The organism is Coleofasciculus sp. H7-1, from assembly GCF_057473865.1.
Window position 1 is genome coordinate 176,856 of the sequence record NZ_JBYCCT010000026.1, and the last position, 21,334, is coordinate 198,189.

The 21,334-nt window shown below is 49.2% G+C and carries 21 protein-coding genes and 1 riboswitch; of the genes, 11 read left to right on the forward strand and 10 right to left on the reverse strand.

Translation table 11 applies throughout. The features are described 5' to 3' along the window. Window positions 1-8: 8 nt before the first annotated feature. The 4 genes from AC2VDX_RS07670 (at window position 9) to AC2VDX_RS07685 (ending at window position 5,722) form a co-directional block, all read left to right on the forward strand. Window positions 9-1,553, forward strand: coding sequence for a hypothetical protein (locus AC2VDX_RS07670; protein WP_378177508.1), 1,545 nt, complete (start codon window positions 9-11; stop codon window positions 1,551-1,553). 111 nt (window positions 1,554-1,664) lie between these two features. Further along, complete coding sequence (locus tag AC2VDX_RS07675; RefSeq protein ID WP_378177505.1) at window positions 1,665-3,425, forward strand: pentapeptide repeat-containing protein; 1,761 nt, start codon at window positions 1,665-1,667, stop codon at window positions 3,423-3,425. Between the two features lie 171 nt (window positions 3,426-3,596). Then, window positions 3,597-4,496 carry a lysophospholipid acyltransferase family protein gene (locus AC2VDX_RS07680; protein ID WP_378177502.1) on the forward strand — a complete coding sequence of 300 codons (900 nt, stop codon included), beginning with the start codon at window positions 3,597-3,599 and terminating at the stop codon, window positions 4,494-4,496. 377 nt (window positions 4,497-4,873) lie between these two features. Next, a complete protein-coding gene (locus AC2VDX_RS07685) occupies window positions 4,874-5,722 on the forward strand; it encodes a HEAT repeat domain-containing protein (protein ID WP_378177499.1) in 849 nt (282 codons plus the stop codon). Window positions 5,723-5,805: 83 nt separating this feature from the next. On the opposite strand, the gene sipA is transcribed toward AC2VDX_RS07685, so the two are convergent. The 4 genes from sipA to AC2VDX_RS07705 all read right to left on the reverse strand — a co-directional run bounded on the left by sipA (window position 5,806) and on the right by AC2VDX_RS07705 (window position 8,759). Beyond that, the gene (gene sipA, locus AC2VDX_RS07690; RefSeq protein ID WP_378177496.1) at window positions 5,806-6,102 is read right to left on the reverse strand and encodes a regulatory protein SipA; all 297 of its coding nucleotides are present in this window, start codon (window positions 6,100-6,102) and stop codon (window positions 5,806-5,808) included. 111 nt (window positions 6,103-6,213) lie between these two features. Further along, the gene (locus tag AC2VDX_RS07695) at window positions 6,214-7,236 is read right to left on the reverse strand and encodes a sirohydrochlorin chelatase (protein WP_378177493.1); all 1,023 of its coding nucleotides are present in this window, start codon (window positions 7,234-7,236) and stop codon (window positions 6,214-6,216) included. 47 nt (window positions 7,237-7,283) lie between these two features. After that, a riboswitch (cobalamin riboswitch) is annotated at window positions 7,284-7,419 on the reverse strand. Between the two features lie 548 nt (window positions 7,420-7,967). Then, complete coding sequence (locus tag AC2VDX_RS07700) at window positions 7,968-8,396, reverse strand: nucleoside deaminase (RefSeq protein ID WP_378177490.1); 429 nt, start codon at window positions 8,394-8,396, stop codon at window positions 7,968-7,970. Between the two features lie 219 nt (window positions 8,397-8,615). Beyond that, on the reverse strand, window positions 8,616-8,759 hold the full coding sequence (locus AC2VDX_RS07705; RefSeq protein WP_378177487.1) for a hypothetical protein: 144 nt from the start codon (window positions 8,757-8,759) through the stop codon (window positions 8,616-8,618). Between the two features lie 211 nt (window positions 8,760-8,970). Between AC2VDX_RS07705 and AC2VDX_RS07710 the strand changes: the two genes are divergently transcribed. Then, a complete protein-coding gene (locus AC2VDX_RS07710) occupies window positions 8,971-10,083 on the forward strand; it encodes an acyltransferase family protein (RefSeq protein WP_378177484.1) in 1,113 nt (370 codons plus the stop codon). A 138-nt stretch (window positions 10,084-10,221) separates the two neighbouring features. Beyond that, window positions 10,222-10,425, forward strand: coding sequence for a hypothetical protein (locus AC2VDX_RS07715; RefSeq protein ID WP_378177481.1), 204 nt, complete (start codon window positions 10,222-10,224; stop codon window positions 10,423-10,425). A 99-nt stretch (window positions 10,426-10,524) separates the two neighbouring features. On the opposite strand, the gene AC2VDX_RS07720 is transcribed toward AC2VDX_RS07715, so the two are convergent. After that, window positions 10,525-10,950 carry a GxxExxY protein gene (locus tag AC2VDX_RS07720; protein WP_378177478.1) on the reverse strand — a complete coding sequence of 142 codons (426 nt, stop codon included), beginning with the start codon at window positions 10,948-10,950 and terminating at the stop codon, window positions 10,525-10,527. Between the two features lie 61 nt (window positions 10,951-11,011). Here AC2VDX_RS07720 and AC2VDX_RS07725 point away from each other — a divergent pair, with 61 nt between their 5' ends. Further along, the gene (locus AC2VDX_RS07725) at window positions 11,012-14,110 is read left to right on the forward strand and encodes a valine--tRNA ligase (protein ID WP_378177475.1); all 3,099 of its coding nucleotides are present in this window, start codon (window positions 11,012-11,014) and stop codon (window positions 14,108-14,110) included. Window positions 14,111-14,266: 156 nt separating this feature from the next. Then, window positions 14,267-14,725, forward strand: a complete 459-nt coding sequence (locus AC2VDX_RS07730; protein WP_378177472.1) for an Atg14 domain-containing protein — start codon at window positions 14,267-14,269, stop codon at window positions 14,723-14,725. A gap of 115 nt (window positions 14,726-14,840) precedes the next feature. Here AC2VDX_RS07730 and AC2VDX_RS07735 read toward each other — a convergent pair whose 3' ends face one another. Further along, on the reverse strand, window positions 14,841-16,976 hold the full coding sequence (locus AC2VDX_RS07735) for a cation:proton antiporter domain-containing protein (protein ID WP_378177469.1): 2,136 nt from the start codon (window positions 16,974-16,976) through the stop codon (window positions 14,841-14,843). A 110-nt stretch (window positions 16,977-17,086) separates the two neighbouring features. On the opposite strand from AC2VDX_RS07735, the gene AC2VDX_RS07740 reads away from it, so the two are divergent. Beyond that, window positions 17,087-17,239, forward strand: a complete 153-nt coding sequence (locus tag AC2VDX_RS07740; RefSeq protein ID WP_486928132.1) for a hypothetical protein — start codon at window positions 17,087-17,089, stop codon at window positions 17,237-17,239. 108 nt (window positions 17,240-17,347) lie between these two features. Here the strand turns inward: AC2VDX_RS07740 and AC2VDX_RS07745 are convergent, their stop codons facing one another. From AC2VDX_RS07745 to AC2VDX_RS07760, 4 genes are all read right to left on the reverse strand, one after another. Beyond that, entirely contained in the window at window positions 17,348-18,016 is a 669-nt protein-coding gene (locus AC2VDX_RS07745) for an HAS-barrel domain-containing protein (protein ID WP_378177463.1), read from the reverse strand. Window positions 18,017-18,139: 123 nt separating this feature from the next. Beyond that, on the reverse strand, window positions 18,140-18,337 hold the full coding sequence (locus AC2VDX_RS07750; protein ID WP_378177460.1) for an NAD(P)H dehydrogenase subunit NdhS: 198 nt from the start codon (window positions 18,335-18,337) through the stop codon (window positions 18,140-18,142). 97 nt (window positions 18,338-18,434) lie between these two features. Next, a complete protein-coding gene (rodA, locus tag AC2VDX_RS07755; protein ID WP_378177457.1) occupies window positions 18,435-19,688 on the reverse strand; it encodes a rod shape-determining protein RodA in 1,254 nt (417 codons plus the stop codon). Window positions 19,689-19,760: 72 nt separating this feature from the next. Beyond that, window positions 19,761-20,825, reverse strand: coding sequence for an Mrp/NBP35 family ATP-binding protein (locus tag AC2VDX_RS07760; protein WP_378177454.1), 1,065 nt, complete (start codon window positions 20,823-20,825; stop codon window positions 19,761-19,763). A gap of 144 nt (window positions 20,826-20,969) precedes the next feature. On the opposite strand from AC2VDX_RS07760, the gene AC2VDX_RS07765 reads away from it, so the two are divergent. Together AC2VDX_RS07765 and AC2VDX_RS07770 are read left to right on the forward strand one after the other, a co-directional pair. Continuing rightward, window positions 20,970-21,101, forward strand: a complete 132-nt coding sequence (locus tag AC2VDX_RS07765; RefSeq protein ID WP_378177451.1) for a hypothetical protein — start codon at window positions 20,970-20,972, stop codon at window positions 21,099-21,101. A 146-nt stretch (window positions 21,102-21,247) separates the two neighbouring features. Then, the coding region (locus tag AC2VDX_RS07770) for an IS1/IS1595 family N-terminal zinc-binding domain-containing protein (RefSeq protein ID WP_486928133.1) at window positions 21,248-21,334 on the forward strand (87 nt) is incomplete at its 3' end.

Below are 21,334 nucleotides of genomic sequence, written 5' to 3' on the forward strand. Positions count from 1 at the left end.
AGGCAGTGATGAATCGAAAATCAAAAATCGAAAATCGAAAATGGGTGCAACCCGTTGATCGTCTGGCGCTAGCGCTGATGCTGGTGCTAAGCGTGCTGATTGGGCTAGTGGTGTGGGGTGGCGATGCCTGCGGTCCGAACTGTTTTTTAGTCACCGGGCCTCGCGTGCGGGATTTCAACTGGCAGGGTGAAAAAGTGGGTGTCGAGGATACTTCCTTTATTCTCACCTTTAGCCGCCCGATGGAACACAGCAGCGTGGAAGCAAATCTGCGAATCGCTCCACCCCTGCGCGGTAAATTCAGTTGGGCGGGGCGGAAGATGTCTTATACCCTCACTTCCCCAGCATCCTATGACACCGACTATAAAGTGGAATTGCAGGGGGCGCGAGAGCGCTTGGGGACTCAAGGGAAAACGGGGAGGGCAATTGTACCGTTTACGAGTCAGTTTCGCACCCGCGATCGCGCTTTTATCTACTTGGGCGTTGAGAAGGAAGAACAGGGACAGTTAATCCTCTACAACCTCACCCAAAACAAAAAAACCGTTCTGACGCCTAAAGACCTAGTGGCGATCGACTTTAAGGTGTATCCAGATGGCGACAAGGTTTTGTTTTCTGCCACCGACTGGACGAGTAACCAACCCGGTGTATCGGCACAACAACTGTACACCGTCACCACAGGACTCAATTACAAAACCGAAGGAAAAGCTGACAAGGATCTCGATCCAGCAGGCAGAATGAATCTGGTTTTAGATAATAAAAACTACCAGAATCTCAAATTTGACTTAGCTGCGGATGGGCAAACGATTGTGGTTCAGCGGGTGAACAGCCAAAATCCAGCCGAATTTGGCTTGTGGGTACTCCGACCGAATGCACCGCCGCAACCGCTGAATAACCAACCGGGCGGAGATTTTTTGATTGCGCCAGATAGTGCCTCGGTGGCAAGCGCACAAGGAGAAGGCATCGCCATTCTGCCGCTGACACCTGGAGCCAAACCGTTAGATTTTCTGCCCAAGTTTGGGATGGCGCTAGATTTTGCCAGAGATGGCTCGGCAGCGGCGATGGTGAAATTTAATACAGATTACACGCGATCGCTCTTTTTAGTCACCAACCAAGGCGTACAGAAAGAACTGCTGCGGACAAATGGCTCAATTCTCAACTGTCAGTTTGCCCCCTACAAGGAAACGCTCTACTGCCTGCTGACTCAGTTACTGCCAGGACAAGAGTACCAAGAACAACCTTACATTGCGGCAATTGACCTCCAGACAGAGGCAGGGACTCTGGATGCAAAGGCGATCGAGCCGCTGTTGCTTTTGCCCATCCAGCGGGATATTCAGATGAGTCTGGCACCGGATGGGTTAGCGCTGCTGTTCGACCAAATTGTTGCCACCGGGACAGCACCCACGGCAGACGGTTTGAGAACCAATGAAGGAGAGGCGATCGCTACCAGTCGCCTTTGGCTGCTTCCCCTAAGCCAGCCAAAAGCTGGAGAACCCCCAACCCAGCTCCAACCAGAGCAGCTGCCTTTCCCTGGATTTCATCCCCGCTGGATACCATAAAAGAGCCAAATTTTACTCATTTCAAAGGCAAAATAAAGAAGGAAATCCCTAAAAATTTTGCCTTTTTAATTTTTTATTTTTAAAATTTAATAATTTTTATCCTTCAAGGGTGTGCAAATACATAACTTCCTCGATCGGTACCGACAAGGAGAACGCGATTTTTCCTATGTAGACCTCAGTGGAGCCAGCCTCGGTGGGGTCAATCTCCGGGATATAAACTTAACGGGAGCCAACTTGAGCGGTGCCAACCTCAGCTGGGCTTGTCTGAACCAATCCAACCTCATCGGTGCTTGCCTGCACCAAGCCGATATGCGGAGCGCTACGCTCACAGGTGCCAATCTTAACCAGGCAACTTTGAGTCGCGCTCGGATGGTTAAAGTAGACTTGCGTTTAGCAACTCTCCAAGACGCCGACCTCAACTGGGCGGTTCTTCAGGAAGCAGACTTGAGCGGTGCTGACTTGTGTAGGGCGAAGCTGGATCAAATCAATCTCGAAAATGCCAAACTCAACGGCACTCAGTTAATCGAAGCCGAGTTGATGGAGGCAAATCTCCGTGGCGCTAGCTTGGTTGGTGCCAACCTCAGCGGCGCAAATCTCCGGGAAGCGCATCTAGAAGCCGCGAATTTACGAGATGCGATTTTAGTGGGCACCAACTTGACGGAAGCCGACCTCAGCGCCGCCTACCTGCGGGCGGCAAATTTGACTGAGGCAGACTTGCATCGGTCAATTCTCATCGGTGCCGATTTGAGCGAAGCGATTCTCAATAGTGCTGACTTGAGTCGGGTGAATTTGACTGGAGCTTATTTACTGAAAGCCAGCTTGCGAAAAGCTTATTTACTACGAGCGATCTTGCAGGATGTGTATTTGTTACGTGCCGACCTGAGTGAGGCGAATTTACGCGGGGCGGATCTGCGAAAAGCTGATTTGAGCGGGGCATACCTGGGTGACTGCACGATGTCTGAGGCAAATTTGAGCGATGCCTATCTTCTAGAAAGTCATTTGATTCGCACCAATCTCGACCAGGCGCAATTGACTGGCTGTTGCATCAGCAACTGGCACCTTGAGGATGTCGATCTTTCTAAGGTGGAGTGCCGTTATGTTTTTACCCGGTTTAATTACGCGACTAAAAAACCGACTGAGCGCTTTCCGGTGGGTCGGGATTTTGAGCCGGGGGAATTCGGCAGGGACGATAGCACAGGGGACGCGGACGGTGCGGAGGGTGCCACTACCATAGAAGTTTTTTTGAAAGAGGCTCCGAACTGGGAAGCGCTGGTGTTTACTCTGACTCAGGTGCAACTCGATTCTCCTGACTTGCAACTGAGGATTAAGTCTTACCAACCCCAGGAGGAGCAGTATCTGCTAAAACTGGCGTCGAGTCATTTTGTGAATGGGAAAACTCTGTCTCAACGAGTTTTGCAGCTATACCCGGAGATGCTTCAGTTGGTGGAGTCTAAGCGACAAGCGATCTTGGAGCTGCTGCAAATCAAGGCTCACCCAGAAAATCTCGTGACGCTGAAGGTACCGCCACCGCCACTGCCGCCACCGTCGCCTCCACCCGATTATCGGCTGCGGATTTATCAAGAGGTGGTGAAACAGATCCAACTGATTATCCTCTCCCAAGCGCCAGAGCAGTTGGTCGGAAGCGTGCAGCGGTTGTTGAATTTCCTTAAGAACGAGGGCATCTCGACGGAAGAAATCCAAAAGACAATGATTAGTCAGGCGCTTGTGAAGCGAGCCAAGCAAGACCAGATGTTCCAAAAGCAGTTGTTGCAGTGGGAGAAAACGGCGGATGAAACGGCTCGTTTTTCGATGGTGGGGGAGTCACTACGGCTAGCGATCGCGCTAATTTGGCCCCATCTTCCGCAAAAATAGAGTTGTCTATGTAGATCAGAGATCAGAAAAGGGTAGCGGATCGAGATCGGTTTCTGGCATCCGGGAAGGGTGAGAAGCGATCGCCACCGAAAAAGCAAATGTTTGCCAATAGACTCGGCAGCAGATTATCCTAAAGAACGCAATTTATGAGTTTTGGGTGGTTAAGAACCATTGTTTGAAAATATTAATGTTTCTACGGGTAGCAGAGGCAGTGACAGCAAAACCGCTGCTCATCAGTTTGATGGTTGGTCGCTAGAAGATCGAAATCCCGATGCGATTAAAGCTTGGATGCCGGTGTGGGAATGGTTCTACCGCTACTATTTTCGGGTTCAAACGGATGGCTGGCATCATGTGCCCCCAGAAGGGAAGGTACTGATTGTCGGTTCCCATAATGGAGGCTTGGCTTCGCCGGATACCTCGATGTTTCTGTATGACTGGTTTCGCCGGTTTGGCTACGAACGCTTAGCTTATGGACTAATGCATCCTTCTGCTTGGAAAACTCCTATCTTCGCGGTGCCAGCTGCCCAAGTAGGGGCACTGATTGCTCATCCGAAAGTAGCGATCGCTGCCCTTGGGCGGGGTGCTGCGGTACTCGTCTATCCCGGCGGGGCTGAAGATATGTTCCGTCCTTACAACCAGCGTTATCAAATTCACTTTGCAGGGCGTAAGGGGTTTATCAAACTGGCACTGCGGGAAGAAGCGCCAATTGTACCGATTATTTCTCATGGTGCCCACGAGACGCTGATTGTTCTAGCAGATTTCTACCAGCAGGTGCGACAACTGCATGAATGGGGCTTTCCCTGGAAGTTAGACGCTGACACGGGTGTATTTCCAGTTTATTTGGGGTTGCCTTGGGGACTGGGGATTGGCCCGATACCAAATTTTCCGCTGCCAGTGCAAATTCATACCCGCGTCCTCTCCCCGATTGTATTTGAACGCTATGGTCGTGCAGCAGCTAGCGATCGCGCTTATGTGAATGCCTGCTATGAAAAAGTCTGTACTCAGATGCAACTTGCACTAGACCGTTTAGTTCGAGAGGTTAGCGTGACTGGGCAATCATCGGTACCCTAAAAACGCACAGGAAGAAACGAACTGCAAAGAACAAGCGAGAAAAGAATACAAGAGGGCGATCGCACCGGGGATCTTCCCCTGCCAACCAACTTTTTCAACCAGTAGCGGCGAATTGATCGGAGCGAAGCGTGCTTGAGAGTAACCAGGACTCGCCGCACATCACCACATCTATGAGGGCAACCACAGGGGGATTGAACCCGAAAAAACGCTATATGTATAAGCTTTGCGTAAGTCCTGAGTAACGCTGCTTTGCTATCCCGCTACTAAATCATATATCTTGATTCATCCTCTGTATCGTGTTAGAGATGAGGACTTGAGGCTGCCAAGACTCAAGTGAATCTAGCAGAAGCAATCGAGATGGAAACAAGGGAATTGAGATGAGCATAGAGAGTTATGCACCACCAGTGAACCAGCTGCTCACCTATGGCAATTGCGCCGAGATGGACTTTGACAATTGGCCTGACTATCTAGAACTAGGTATTGCCCCCAAGGACATTCCTGACTTGATCCGCATGGCAACAGACAACGAGTTATACCGGGATGATGAAGATACTCTCGAATCCTGGGCACCCATTCATGCCTGGAGAGCATTGGGACAACTCCGCGCTGAGGCTGCCATTGAGCCGCTCATGGGCTTGTTTGAGAAACGGGAAAGCAACTACTGGGAATGGATTGCCGAAGAACTGCCATTAGTCTATAGCACGATCGGGCCAGCGGCGATTCCGGCTCTGGCAGCTTATCTAGCGGATACCTCTCAGGCGATATTCCCTCGCACAACTGCTGTTAACTGTTTGGAAGAGATTGCCATCGATTATCCTGAGGCTCGTGATGAGTGTGTTACGATTCTCACCCGTCAACTGAAATCGTTTGCAGAAAACGGTCCAGAATTTAATAGCTTTCTCATGGCTTCCCTGGTCGATCTGAAGGCGGTAGAGTCCGCGCCGTTGATGGAGCGTGTCTTTGCTGCCGATACCGTGGATCGTTTCTTGGTAGGAGACTGGGATGATGTGCAGGTGGAATTGGGCTTGAAGTCGCCTGAAGAGTTACCGAAGAAAGAATTTAACCGGAGCTTTCCAGGAAAGGGGGTCAGCGATCCTGGCTTCACGGGTTCATCAATTTCTCAGGAAACGAAAGGCTTTCGCTCTGGCAAGAGCGAAAGCAAACAGAAGTCTAAAAAAAAGATGTCCAAGGAGTCACGCAAGAAAAACCATAAAAAACGGAAGTGATTTGATTCGGGGTTGGCGATTGTTGAGGTGCGAACTGACTTTTTGAAGCGCTTGGCGATCGCCTCGGACTCAGCTGGGGTCAACTATATATACTTTTGATCCAGTGGTACGTTGTGCGATCGCTCATCATTTGCCTCTGCCTCTGATTCGGTATCAGCGATCGCTGGCACAGTCTCTATAAACTGGCTATCTAGCAGAAAAATTCCTCTGGCAAAGCGGACGCTCCAAAATCCCCCTGGACGCCGGTCAACGACAACACCCTCTTCCCCAAGCTGAATCACATCAGGAGGGCGCAGCATCGGCATCGGTTCCGCTGTTTTGACGTAAGGTGGCAACGCTACCACACGGACTCGCTCACCAATTACAAATTCTTTAGACATCGGTTTTTAGGTAATGAGTAGTTGGGAATTGTCAGTAGTCATTAGTTCTGAGTTCTTTGCTAGTGACACCAATGACTAATGACGACTGACTAATGACTACCTATCAAATATTCAAGGCGCTTGCCAAATCTTTTGATGATATTGCTCTACATTTCTGTAGGGATCTTCAGCAGCGTGAGCATGATCGTGACTATGGTGATGCCCATGCCCATGCCCATGATGAGAATGCTCGTGGGCGGGAGTGTGCCCGTTACTATTGCTAATGGCTGCTATCCTGAATTTGCACATTTCGCAGTTCATTTGCACTTGCCCCAACTGCGTCTCAATTTCTCGTTCTCTTAATACAGACAACAACTGAGGGTGAATGCCCATTTCTGGCAGGCAAGTCATGGAAATATCCGGGTATTGCTCCTGCTTTTGCGCGGTGATGTCAAAAATCTTTTTAACTAAGACTCCGGTAAATAGGAAGTACGGCAGGACGATAATTCGTTTAGGCTCGTAGAGTCTAGCACGACGGAACCCTTCTTCCAGACGGGGATGGGTAATGCCGATAAAGCAAGTTTCAACTGTGGCGTAGCCGCTACCTTCCCACAAAATCCGGGCAAGCTTATAAACATCGCTGTTAGCGTCAGGATCGCTGGAACCCCGACCGACAAAGAGCAGCACCGTTTCTGAGCGATTGTACTGGGGTTGGTCTAATTCCGAAAGACGCGATCGCCACAAATCCAAAATCCCTGGCGTAATCCCAAAATGACGCCCATAGTAAAACTTTACCTGGGGATGTCTAACCCTTGCCCGGTCTAACTCATTCGTCACATCAAACTTATTGTGTCGAGCTGCAAATAGCAGAATCGGCAATACCGAAAGTTCCGTGTAACCCTCTTCTACACAGCGATCGACCCCCTCCTGTATCGTAGGAGCAGTGAGTTCCAAAAAACAAGGTACAACAGGACGCGACGTGTCTAAAGCTTGATACGCGGCGGCAAAATCTAAAAGACTCTGCCGTCCATCCTCATCTCTGGTGCCATGACCAACCATCAACAACGGACGGTGTAAAGGCAGCGGCGGCAATTGAATCGACTGGGGAGTAGGGGATTCTAGCCCCATCAGATCGGTTGAATTTATACTAGGCATCAATTTTATTGCTCCTTTCCCGTGCAAGGCAGGAAATTAGACTGTATGAAGGTACTAGGTACTAAGTAGGCATTCTGGCTTACGAGAGTCGCCTCGTTTACAGCTGCCGCACAGCCCCGGACTTACACCGGCGTTTCCCCACGTTGTTACCCTTTACGTGTGCCTTGATATCTTAGCCGATCCGGTCACAGCTCAAAATCCAGGGGGAGGGGGTATCCCCAAGACGCTCTTCTATGCAAATTGTTTCATTCAAGAAGGGAAAATGAAGGAAAATTTTTACAAATTTATCGAACATCTTTCTAAAGTCAAGTCTTCCAACCAGATGTTTTATCAATATTTTGATGAATTGATAGTTAAGATAGCAATTCTCGTTTGGATGGAGTACGATTTGATCCCACCCCGCTTTTCCGGAAGGGGTTCAATATTCCCCCTCCCCGCTTTTCGGTGATGGGGTTGGGGTTCCGAGTCTATTGCCTGACAAATCTCGGATGTGTAGGCTGGACTCTTGGAACGAAACCCAGCACTAGTGCAGTTTGCCCTAGTTACTCTCCCTTGAAGGCTAAAGCCTTACGGCATGAACGCGCCTACGCTTACGCTCTACCATTCCCTACGATTTTTCTAAGGGTTTCAGGAGTTTTGGATAGTCTTTCAGGGTTTCGAGTCTATTGCACGCTTAGTCAGAACCGCTATAAGGTAAAAAGGCATTTTTTGTTTCAAGTGTAAAAACAGAATTAACGCTTAAATAATTGCAGAGCTTCTTCTTTTAAAAGTCCTTTTGTCAGTTTTATTTCCTTTAACCCTTTTTCAATAATTTCTTCGCTAGATAAGTTGATTTGGGAAACACCAGCCGCAATTAAATCTTGAATTGAAGCTCCAAATATAATTTCAGATATCCCTGCCCATATACAAACCGTCGTACACATTGGGCACGGTTCGCAAGTTGTATACAAGGTATAACCTTCTAAAGAAGGATTTTTTCTTTCTTTTGTTAAACGGCGAATCGCGTTAACTTCTGCGTGGGCAGTTGGGTCATTATCCGTTTTGACAGTATTGTGTGCTTTAATAATTACTTGATTATCTTTAACAATTACTGCACCGTAAGGAGCATCTCCTAGCTTTGCTTCTTCCAAGGCTATCTTCATAAAACTTTCTGGTTTCATCTAACTCCTGTAGCTAAAAAATAATCTTTCTGGATGCAACCTTCTTTTACCCTTTTTTAAGGTTAGGACTTACGCAAGAACTCTCTGAAACTCTTATTCCTTCGTGTCCTTTGCGTCCTTCGCGGTTCGTTTTTCCATGACTTTGCGTAAGTCCTGAAGGTATAGGTAGCGGTTCAAACCTTAAGTTAACCTAACAAAATGATAGGAAATCCTAATTATTTAATCTTTGAGCCTCAGCAAGCCATGTCGGATGCCGTAAAGCACTCTATCAATCAGAATATGTTCTGCTTCTTTGAGTGAATCCTGCAATAGCCCTGCTCTTATTTGTTGCTGGTCGGTACGAGTAATTTTACGCGATACCAAAATTTTATCGCTCAGTGTCGTGACCGTGTATAGGGTTGAACGGCTAGAGCTAGCATCACAATTCTAGAACTCTTTAATAGATCGGAAATTATTTTTTATTTCCTTCCCCGTGATGTTACCCTAAGCGACAAGGTGAATGTCTTCTTCCTATAGAGTGATACGTGTCACTCTATTATTTATTAGCGCCTTGAATGCTTCTGGAAACTCTACTATGCGCTTGACTTCGCTCGATGTATTTCGAGGTATTGCCATTGCGGGAATGATTTTAGTTAATCAGGCGGGAGTCGCCGACCAAGTATATCCTTTCCTGGAACACGCAGAATGGCACGGCTGCACCCTCGCAGACTTGGTATTTCCCTTCTTTCTATTTATTGTCGGCGGGGCAATGACCTTTTCCCTTTCCAAATACGCGGAAGGGAACCGCCCTACTGCCGCTGTTTATAGACGAATTTTACGCCGAGCGGCGATTCTTTTTGCCCTCGGTTTGCTGCTGAACGGCTTCTGGAATTATGACTTCAGCACCATCCGCATCATGGGTGTCTTGCAGCGGATTAGCCTTGCCTACCTGCTGGCTGGTCTGATAGTTCTTAACGTGCCACGCAAAGGACAGTGGGCACTAGCAGCACTGCTACTAATTGGGTACTGGGTGGCGATGTCTTTTATCCCTGTTCCCGATTATGGAGCTGGTGTCTTAACGCGGGAAGGTAATTTTGGGGCTTATATCGACCGCCTGATAATTGGCACAGCGCATCTGTATAAGGGAGATAATTTCAACTCTATGGGAGATCCGGAAGGTCTTTTCAGCACTCTTCCAGCGGTTGTCACCGTCCTCACCGGCTACTTTACGGTTGACTGGATACGCACCCAACCAATACAGTCGCGCACCAGTATCGGTTTGGTCTTGTTTGGCATTGCTTGCCTAGTCGCTGGATGGGCGTGGGGGTTAGACTTCCCCATCAACAAGAAACTGTGGACGAGTTCTTTCGTTCTTTTCACTACTGGTTGGGCGTTGCTGTTGTTGGCAGCTTGTTATGAATTGATGGAAGTGCGGAAGTTCCGCCGCTGGGGGAAGTCGTTTGAAGTCATGGGGTTAAACGCTATCTTCGCGTTCGTCGCCTCAGTTCTGCTGATTAAAATCTTAGTTAAAACCCACGTCGGAACCGGCGAAACCGCCCCAACTACTTACAACTGGATCTATGAGAATGTCTTTGTGTCTTGGGCGGGAGCGATGAACGGCTCTTTATTGTTCGCCATCGTGACATTGTTGTTCTGGTGGGCGATTCTGTACGCCATGTATCGCCAAAAGTGGTTTTTGAAAATTTGAGGTACCACTTCCTAACGACTCCAGAAATGACCGGGATCACTTAGTTTTTAAGCTGTTGTCACAATTTTTTCTAGCTGGCATCACTGGGGATGGTTCGGAAAAAGCTGAGAGTAGATATATTAAATTCTTGATTTGACAATGACAGCTGAGTTTTTTCCGACCCAAGTGACTATCGAGGATCTAGTTGCTCAGATATTCGTCTCCCGCCGGATTACTCCTGTGAACCAGTACCAGCTGAAAACTGTCCTGCTCACTAAAGATTGGCTAGACGAAGAAGAACAAACCATGCTCAACCGGCTATTTTATGGTGTCCGGCATGGTTTGCTGAAACTAGGGGAATGAGTCGAAGGTATTGGTCAAAAAGCTGCTAAGAACGGCATACGCTTAGCGATCGCTCTCTAAATTAACGAACCGCCAAGGACGCAGAGGACGCAGAGAGAGTTAGGAAGAGAGAACGATGCGGCGGATGCCGTCTTTGAGGAGAGGGACGTTGAAGTTGATGAGCAGGGCAAGAGGATAGTTAGTCATTTTAAGGTAGGAGAGGACTTGGGCTTGGTGAATAGGATCTAAGTTTTGGACAGCTTTCAATTCCACAATTAGGACATCGCCAACAAGAAAATCTAATCTGCCTTCACCAACTTGATGACCTTTATAAGTAACAGCTAGCGTTTTCTGAGGTTTAGAAAATATTCCCCGCAACCGAAACTCCACTTCCAGCGCCTCCTGATACACAGACTCCAAAAATCCCGGTCCCAACACTCGATGCACCTCCATCGCCGCACCTATCACAGCATACGCAAGTTTATCCACCTCCTGACTTGGCTCTCTTCTCTTGGCGTCCTTGGCGTCTTGGCGGTTCGTTCTCATATACCCTCCCCTACCGTATGGCAAAATTTATGTAAAGCCGTCTTCATTTAGTCTTCCCAGCATGACCGCAACAATCCCCGCCCTCGCCAGCCAATACGACCCCACTACGACAGAAACCAAGTGGCAGAAGTTCTGGGAAGAAAACCAAGTCTTCAAAGCCGACCCCAATCATCCAGGCGTTCCTTACTGCATCGTCATTCCGCCGCCCAACGTCACGGGTAGCTTGCACATGGGACACGCCTTCGAGAGTTCCCTGATTGACACCCTCGTGCGCTACCACCGGATGAAGGGACGCAACACTCTGTGGGTACCGGGAACCGACCACGCCAGTATCGCGGTGAACGCCGTACTGGAAAAACAACTTCAGGCAGAAGGAAAAACTCGCCATGAGGTGGGACGCGAGAAGTTTTTAGAACGGGCTTGGCAGTGGAAAACCGAATCTGAGGGAACCATTGTTAATCAGCTGCGGCGTTTGGGCGTCTCAGTAGATTGGACGCGGGAACGCTTCACGATGGATGAAGGCTTATCCAAAGCAGTGTTGGAAGCTTTTATCCAAATGTATGAGGAAGGATTAATTTATCGCGGCAATTACTTAGTGAATTGGTGTCCTGCAAGTCAATCTGCTGTGTCTGACTTGGAGGTGGATAATCAAGAAGTCAACGGGCATCTGTGGCACTTCCGCTATCCCCTCACGGATGGCAACGGCTATGTGGAAGTGGCGACGACTCGACCGGAGACGATGCTGGGCGATACAGCGGTGGCGGTGAATCCCAACGATGACCGCTACAAGCATTTGATTGGGAAGACGCTGACGCTGCCAATTATGGGGCGAGAAATTCCGATTATTGGCGATGAATTGGTTGACCCGGCTTTCGGGACGGGTTGCGTGAAGGTGACACCCGCGCATGACCCCAATGACTTTGAAATGGGTCAGCGTCACTCTTTGCCGTTTATCAACATTATGAATAAGGACGGCTCTTTAAACGAAAATGCCGGAGAATTTCAGGGGCAAGACCGCTTTGTTGCCCGGAAGAATGTGGTACAGCGACTGGAAGCAGACGGCGTTCTGGTGAAGGTGGAGGAGTATAAGCATACGGTTCCTTATAGCGATCGCGGAAAAGTCCCCGTCGAACCTCTCCTCTCTACTCAGTGGTTTGTCAAAATTCGCCCTCTGGCTGACCGGGGGCTAGAGTTTCTGGACGATAAGAATTCACCGGAGTTTGTGCCAGAACGCTGGACGAAGGTTTATCGTGACTGGCTAGTAAAATTAAAAGATTGGTGCATTTCTCGCCAACTGTGGTGGGGACACCAAATCCCGGCTTGGTATGTGGTGAGTGAAACAGGCGACGCAATTACCGACGAAACGCCGTTTGTGGTCGCACGTACCGAGGCAGAGGCACAAGAAAAGGCACTGGCACAATTTGGAGAAAATGTCAAGCTAGAACAAGACCCAGATGTTCTCGATACCTGGTTCTCTTCTGGTCTGTGGCCTTTTTCTACTCTGGGTTGGCCCGAACAGACGCCGGATCTCACAACCTACTACCCCACCACAACCCTCGTGACTGGCTTTGACATCATCTTCTTCTGGGTTGCCAGAATGACGATGATGGCGGGGCACTTTACGGGAAAAATGCCTTTCCACGACGTTTACATCCACGGCTTAGTGCTGGATGAGAACGGCAAGAAAATGTCTAAATCTGCCAACAATGGCATCGATCCGCTGTTGCTGATTGACAAATACGGCACCGATGCTCTGCGCTACACCTTAATTAAAGAAGTGGCTGGGGCGGGTCAAGATATCCGGATGGAGTACAATCGCAAGACGGATGAATCGGCAACGGTTGAAGCTAGCCGCAATTTCACTAACAAATTGTGGAATGCTGCCCGGTTTGTGATGATGAATCTGGATGGCAAGACGCCGCAACAATTGGGTTCTCCCCCCACTCCTCACTCCTCAGTCCCCAGTCCTCACTCCTCAGTCCTCACTCCTCCGCCCTCAGTCCTCACTCCTGACTCCTCACTCCTCAGTCCTCAGTCCTCACTCCTCACTCCTCACTCCTCAGTCCTCAGTCCTGAACTATGCGATCGCTGGATTCTCTCCCGCTACCATCAAGTGGTGCAGCAAACCGGCGACTACATCGACAACTATGGTCTCGGTGAAGCCGCTAAGGGAGTGTATGAATTCTTTTGGGGCGATTTCTGCGACTGGTACATCGAACTGGTCAAATCTCGCCTGCGCCCGGATGCCCCCGCCTCCTCGCGGTTGGTTGCTCAGCAAACTCTCGCTTATGTGCTGGAAGGAATTCTAAAATTACTCCATCCTTTCATGCCACACATTACCGAGGAAATCTGGCAGACGCTGACTCAAGCGGGTGAAGGCAAAACCTTGGCGTTACAATCTTATCCCACAGCCGATTCGGCACTCATTAACCCGGATTTAGAGCAACAATTTGAGCTACTGATTGGCACAATTCGGACGATTCGCAACTTACGGGCAGAAGCAGATATTAAGCCAGGGGTGAAGGTGTCAGCAATCTTGCAGACCCAAAGCGATAAGGAACGGCATATCCTCTTGGCTGGGCAATCTTATATTCAAGACTTGGCAAAGGTGGAAGAATTAACCATCCCAGGAACAAAATCTACCACCACATCCGCCGAGACACCCAATCAGGCGATGTCTGCCAACCAAAAAGGCAACTTTAAAATTAGCCCAATTTTCTTGCCATTTTTACTGTTGCTGCCCTTGTTCTTTTTGGTGAGTATTGGTGTAATTGCCCTGGCAAAAGTGGCAAAACAAATTCTCGGAACCAGTGTCTCAGAAGTCAAACAAGTTGGTGCTACGAATCCTCCATCCACCGTCCCTCCCTCAGAATCGGCGAGTACTGCACAAGCAGATACGCCACAAGCGATCGCTGGTGTCGTGGGTACGGTGCAAGTTTTGATTCCCCTGGCTGGTGTCGTCGATGTGGATGCTCTGCGTGCCAAACTAGAGAAAAATTTGAACAAAGTTGAAGCAGAAGCAAAAGCCCTTTCGGGACGTTTGAGCAATGCCAATTTTGTTGATAAAGCACCCGCTGATGTCGTCAAGGGAGCGCGGGACGCCCTTACCGAAGCCGAGAAACAGGCAGAAATTCTGCGCGAACGACTGGCGCGACTGTAGAAGCGATCGCGTAGGGGTTCATATATCTCGCCCCTACGAATCCCGCTCTGGGTTACACTCTCCTCCTGGCGGGGGAAGAAGAAAAGGGTTGTTTAAAATAAAATACGCCCGTAAAGTTAGGGTGCCCAGTTTTATTAATTTAAAGACAAAATAGCAATGCGATATTTTGCCGAAGTGCAAAAAAATGAATCATCAGGCAGCATGGAACTGCGAATCCTAGCTCAGCAAACCTCTGACAATATCTGGGCAGTGGTTGATAAGGAATCTGTCGTTCCTGCCTCTGAGATTCCATCCTTAAGCGAAGGTTTGTTGGTTCTAGCAGACCTGGGCGAGAATCAGCAGATTCTAAGTATCCACGAGGCCAAAAACTGGGTTTTGGATTTAGTGCAGCAGTACCTGACAAGTAGCATTACTCCTGCTTTTTTGCAGCAGGAAGCCGAACGGGCTGAACACTGGCGGCAAGACCTGACTTTACAAAGTCAGGAATTGGCTCGCAAAAATTTGGAAATGGAAGCGCGTCGCGAACAAATTCAAACTTTGGAACAAGAACTCGAACAGAAGAAGAAGCAATTAGAAGCCTTAGAAGCAGACCTAAAAAAAAGAGGCAGCAACTAGAGGTAACGCCGCATCAGGGAACGTTTGCAACCCTTGGCAATACTTTTCGGATAAGACAACCCTAACCCCCCACCCCTTACAGAGAACGGGTGGGGCAGAGGTGAGAAACCAAAAACTAAGTTAAAACATTATCGTTGGCAACCCTTGGCGAGGGCTTGGGGAGAAAGACGCCCGTGGTGGTTCGTTGCGGCTCCCCTAACAGCACCACAGAGCAAGTGAGATGCTGAACCAGCTGCGTGGTGACATCGCTAACTTCCAGACCCCCCGCAGTGCGGTATCGTAGCGATCGCAAGACAATCAAATCAAAAGAGCGAACTGTATTGAGAATCGCTGCTGCCACATTCTCATGCTGAATCACTTCAATCTCAAAGTTCGTTTCCGGTGCCCACTTCGAGGCTAAAAGAGACAGTTGCGATCGCGTCCACGCTATCTTAGCAGCCGAAGTTCTAGAATTGCAGACGTGTAACAACGTCACCTGAGCTTGATTGGACTCGGCTAAGATTTTCGCAAACCGTAACGGTTGTATCCCTTGCCCCGTCAAGTTTTCCACCGGCACCAAGATGCGGTGAAAATTCAGAGGCGAATCCAAAAGGCGTGTCACCACAACTGGACAATGGGACGCCCACAGCACGCTATCAATCACATTGCCAAATAAACGCGCCCTGAAGCCCGTCCGCTTGCCCCAGCCCATGACAATTAAACTCGCTTTTTGTTCGCGACTGGCGCGGCTAATTCCGTGAGCAATGTCGTCATCCAGGCGCAGCAGCGGCTCCGCTTTCACACCCAGTTCGCCAGCGAGTTCCGTAGCTCGCTCAAGTAGCATCTCACTGCGTTGGAACGCGGCTTCCATCTGCGGTGCGTCCATCTGAGCATTTGTTGTCGTAATGGCTAAAGGCACAATTCGTCCAGCTTCATGCCGCGCCAATAGCGCCGCCATTTCCATCAAATACTTCTCAGTCTGCGGATTGTAGACGGGTACAACCACTGTAAAAGGATGGCTTGCCGATGCATTTCCCTCATCCAGTCGAGTTTTATCGCTCTCAAGTGGCTCAGCTTCCGTTACGGTTAGTCCAGGTGCGACCCGACTGGTAATCAGCGGCCCTAGCGTTGCCGTTACCAGCATCAAAACCAGGACGCTGTTTAAGACACCCTCGGTCAGGAGCCGCTCACCCGCCGGGTTGAGCGCCCGATAGCCCACGAGCGTTGCTGCCAACGTTGCCGCCACCTGCGGTAGCGACAGCGACCACATCGTTAGCATCTCGCGCCAGTTGTAGCGGTAGACGAATTTAGCCAACAGAGCCGCTAAAAACTTACTACTAATCAAACCCACCACAATCGCTAGCGTTAGCCAGATAGAGCTGAGCGTTTTAATAAAAGCCGGGATATCAATCAGTAGCCCCATATCCACAAAGAAAATCGGGATAAACAGGACGCTACCGACAAAAACTACCTTTTCCTTTACCGGCCCTTCCCCCACAACATCATTCACCGCCAGACCGGCAAGGAAAGCTCCGACAATTTTTTCCACGCCGATTAACTGGGCACCCAACGCCGCCAGAAATAGTGCCAGGAGTACAAATAAAAATTGATTGCCTTCTTCTTCCCCAGTGCGTCGGAAAAACTCTCGACCCGCCCAATCAAAGCCAAACAAAATGACCGCAGAGTAGACAATCAACGACCCAAAAAGGGTGAGCAGCTTCACAATCGTGAAGTCGCCTCCATGAATTCCTACACAAACAGCCAATACCAGTAGAGCGCCAACGTCAGTGAAGATGGTCGCTCCAATTGTCACCGTGACGGCTTCGTTCCCCACAACGCCTAGACGACTCACAATCGGGTAAGCCAAGAGGGTATGGGAGGCAAACAGAGAGCCAATCAAAATTGAAGCGTTCCAGTCAAAGTTAAATACACGCCCCACGATTGTTCCCATAATTAGAGGCACTAAAAAGGTAAACGTGCCAAAACCGGCAGAGCGATGCTTAGTTTTGCGGAACTGTTCAATGTCAACTTCTAGCCCTGCCACAAACATCAGGTAAACTAACCCGATGTCTGATAGCAGTTGCATCGTCTCTGATTCATTCTGAAGCAGCTTCAACCCATTAGGCCCAAGTACCACTCCAGCTGCCAGCAAACCAACCAGTCCTGGCAGTCGCAGCCGCTCAAAAAAGATGGGCACGGTCAAGATGACTACTAGCAAAAGAGCGAAGGGAACTATTGGTTCCTTTCGGAACACTTCCAAAATCGGTTCCATAAACAGCGGCTTGGAGATGAGTTTGAAGCGATGCTTTCAAAAGTCAGCAACGACGCTGACTTTTGCAGCATGGTGGTATCACTGGAGACATCCTACAGAAAAACCGTTTTTTGCGCCCTACCTCTAAAGAAATAGCGGTGCATGGTGCAGTAGATGAATATATTTTGGATCTACAGGGTGCCCCAACGGATGCGCCCCTAAGCGCGAACGACCGCTATTTTGAGGATAAAACATCTCAGGACTCGCCGCACATCACCACATAGTGTGGGCAACCACAGGGGGATTGAACCCGAAAAAACGCTATATGTATAAGCTTTGCGTAAGTCCCGATCTTTCATTTTTGGGCGTTAAGCTTCTAGGGTGTCCACTGCCTATAAACGGATTTGGCTCAAAATATACCTCAAGCGGTCGTAGTCGTCCTTGAGAAGGACGCTGAGGGTTCGTCCTGCCTTCACTAACCAGTCACGGTCAGCCTTGCGTAGTTGATAAATTTCTCGAATCGCTGCTGCAATCAGCGCCTCCACGGGCGCACCCATGACCTGCAATAAGGTTCTTAAGAAATCCATCTGTTCGCTGAAGTGAACAATTTCCTCCGGTTCGCAGTGGTAAACCGCTTGATGAATTTGCGGCGGACGAGGCGGCAGGTACTGATAAATCGTTCCACCAAGTCGCTTAGAACCATTGACCCCTTGATGGGTGGCTTCAAACCCAACAATAGCGGCGCGGAACTCGGTTTTCAGCATGGCAAATATTTGAGGTTGCTGCTCTCGCAGTTCCTGCAATGATAGCCCCAAGGCTCTTGCCCGGTGAACGGAATCAATTGGGCTGGTGCAGGCATGATAAACAACAGCAAAGACGAGATTTCCCGACTCTTCATCTGTAGCCTTGACCCAGCTGCCAAAGGGTGGCATGACGGGGAAGCTCAAGTCTTCCGGATCGAGACATTGTGCCAGGAATTCAGTCGTTGCCGTCTCAATCACCTCAGCAATATGGTTGGCGGGGCGATCGCCCGTGGCAAACTGTGGCAGGGGAAGTCGCATATTTTTGGTAATGGATAATCGGTACTGGGTAATCGGTAATCAGTAGTTCATGGTTCGTGGTTCATTGGGTAAGAACTATGAACCATGAACCATGACTAATTACCAATTACCTTTTTCCCAATCTTATTTTGCTTTTTTGCGACCCGCTGTTGTCTCTACAAGTTCTAATTCTGATAGTTGGAAGGTGACGATTTTATCCCAATTGCCCCCTTCAAATAGGACTGCTGCCTTGCCCTCGCTAACCCGTTGGACTAGCCCTTTAAAGCCGTAGTAGATATCGTTAGTATTCTTTACTCGAACAGCCGTTCCAGGCAGAATCATGATTTTTTCTCGCTTAAGTTTTCATTTATTAGCTTAATAGCAGTTAGGAGTCATTCGTCATGGGTCAAACGAGTGACGAATGACGAATGACAAAAAGCTAAAACTTCAATCGGTGTCGATAATTGGCCACAGACTCTACAATCCCCAGCGCTAAAAAATTCTTCAACATCGCTGAACGACCATAACTAATCCAGGGAAGGGGAATGCCGGTTACGGGTGCAAGTCCCATCGTCATGCCTAAGTTGACAACCACCTGAAACACAATCATCGATAAGACGCCAATTGCTAATAGAGAGCCAAAGTTGTCTTTAGCATTTTGGGCAATAATCACCAAGCGCAGGCAGATCAACCAAAAGATAAATAGCAGAACCAAACCACCTGCAAAGCCGAGTTCTTCGCCAATTGCAGAGAAAATGAAGTCAGTGTGCTGTTCCGGAATAAAGTTAAGTTGGGTTTGGGTTCCCTTGTGAAGTCCTCGTCCCCAAAGTTCGCCTGCGCCAATGGCAATACGAGATTGGATCAGGTGGTATCCGCCGCCGAGGGGGTCTAGATCCGGCTTAAGGAACAATATCAATCTGTCTTTTTGATAGTCTTTCAAAAATCCCCAGAGGATTTGTCCTAACTCGCCTCCCACCAGGTTGACGACGATCGCTCCGATGGCACCCGACAAAGGCCACGGTAAGGTGCGCCAACCAATAATGCCCATGATTGCCGTCCAGAGGAACCATCCGGGCATAAATACGTTAAACAAGATAGCCGAAATCACCGGAGAAGCCAGCAGTATTAGCCAGCCGGGATTGGCATTCCCCCAATAGAGCATACCCAGCACGATCGCTCCAAAGACCAAGGAGGTTCCCAAGTCGGGCTGCAAAAATACTAAAATCCAGGGAACCGCAGTCACGCCCAAAGCTCTCAAAACAGATGGAATGGTGGAGGCGGGTCGAGTATGTAGAAGAGCCGCTAGGGTGATAATCACCCCTAATTTAGCAAATTCAGAGGGTTGAATGTTAAAGCCGCCGATAGTAATCCATCGTTGGGCACCTTTGGCGCTGGTGCCAATAATCATCACCCCGATCAGGGACAAATTGGTGATGCCATAAATAATCCAGTGCCACTGGAGCAGGTTCTCGTAACGCGATCGCGCGATAAACATCGCTAATGTCAACCCAATGCCGCCAATCAACCAGTGCCACCACCAGTCTGTCAATCCCTGGTTAAGTTCGGCACTGCGGATCATCACACCTCCAAAAATGGTGAGTCCAACAGTCAGTGCCAATAGCAGCCAATCTACCTCCTGCCAAGGGGAGAGCAGCGATCTCCAGCGAAAACCAGTTAGTGACTTTTGTAACATTGCTCAAGAATTAAAAATTAAAAATTAAAAATTAAAAAGGCAAAACTTTTAACTTTACCTTTTTAATTTTTCTTAAGTTAAGGCGGCGACAGAGACTTTGCCCGCGATCGCTTGAGCGATCGCCATCAGCGCTTTGGCAGAAGCCGACTCAGGATCGGCAACCACAATCGGCACTCCTGCATCGCCCCCCTCTCGCACGGGCATTTCTAGCGGTACGCAACCCAGCAACGGCACGCCGAGTTCTTGCGCCATCTTTTCACCGCCTCCAGAGCCAAAAATGTCATACTGCTTATCGGGCATATCGGGTGGAATAAAATAACTCATATTTTCCACCATTCCCAACACAGATACTCCCAACTGCTGGAACATCCTCAAGCCCTTACGCGAATCCAACAAAGCCACCGTCTGCGGCGTCGTCACAATTACTACCCCAGCCATTGGCACCGCCTGCGCTAGAGTTAACTGAGCATCTCCAGTGCCGGGAGGCATATCCACAATCAAATAATCTAGTTCCCCCCACTGCACTTGGTAGAGAAACTGGCGAATAATTCCATTCAACATTGGTCCCCGCCAGATCACCGGCTGATCCTTGTCAATCAAAAACCCCATTGAAACTAATTTGACGCCGTAGTTAAAAGCGGGTTCCAACTCTTCACCATTGGCACCTTGCCGCACGCTTATCTTGGCGTCTGACAATCCCAGCATCGTCGGGTCATTAGGTCCGTAAATATCCGCATCAATCAGACCGACTTTAGCTCCTAAATGTGCTAAAGCCACTGCCACATTCACCGCCACAGTACTTTTGCCCACACCGCCCTTGCCACTAGAAATCGCGATAATATTTTTTACACCAGCAATTCCTGCGCGATCCGGAAGCGATTTTTGTTGGGGCGTCTCAGCCGTGACATCCACCACTACATCTGTCACTTCTGGTAAATTTTTCTTTAGCGCCTGCTCGCACTCTTCCACGATGAACTGGCGTAGCGGACAGGCAGGTGTCGTCAGCACCAGAGTGAAGCTGACTTTTCCGGAGTCAATTTGCACATTGCGAATCATGTTCAACTCGACCAAACTCTTGCGGAGTTCGGGATCTTGCACGGGTCGCAATACTTCTAAAACTGAGCTGGCATCAAGCATAACTAGGTTACTTGCATTCCTTATCCCAGATATTGCACCTGGGACAAAACGATCGGGGTTCTCTCTCTTCAAGTATCTTAACGGTTTGTTTGATGCGATTACGCTATGCAGCTCAGGTTCTAATTTTGGATTGTTAATTGCTAATTGATAACTCCCTCTCTTTGGCTCTCCCCTCTCCTCACTCCTCAGCCCTCAGCCCTCAGCCCTCACTCCTCAGCCCTCACTCCTGACTCCTCAGTCCTCACTCAGTCCTCAGCCCTCAGCCCTCAGCCCTGACTCCTGACTCCTCAGCCCTCAGCCCTGACTCCTGACTCCTCAGCCCTCAGCCCTGACTCCTGACTCCTCAGCCCTCAGCCCTCAGTCCTCAGCCCTTAGCCTTGAGCGGCGTTGCATAATAAAGTATGAATTCAAGGTGCTTAGCCATGCAATGTCCTCGTTGTGGTTCTACTCATACCCGTAAGAATGGTGTGAAGCAAGGTAAGCAAAATCACATCTGTGCGGAATGTGGT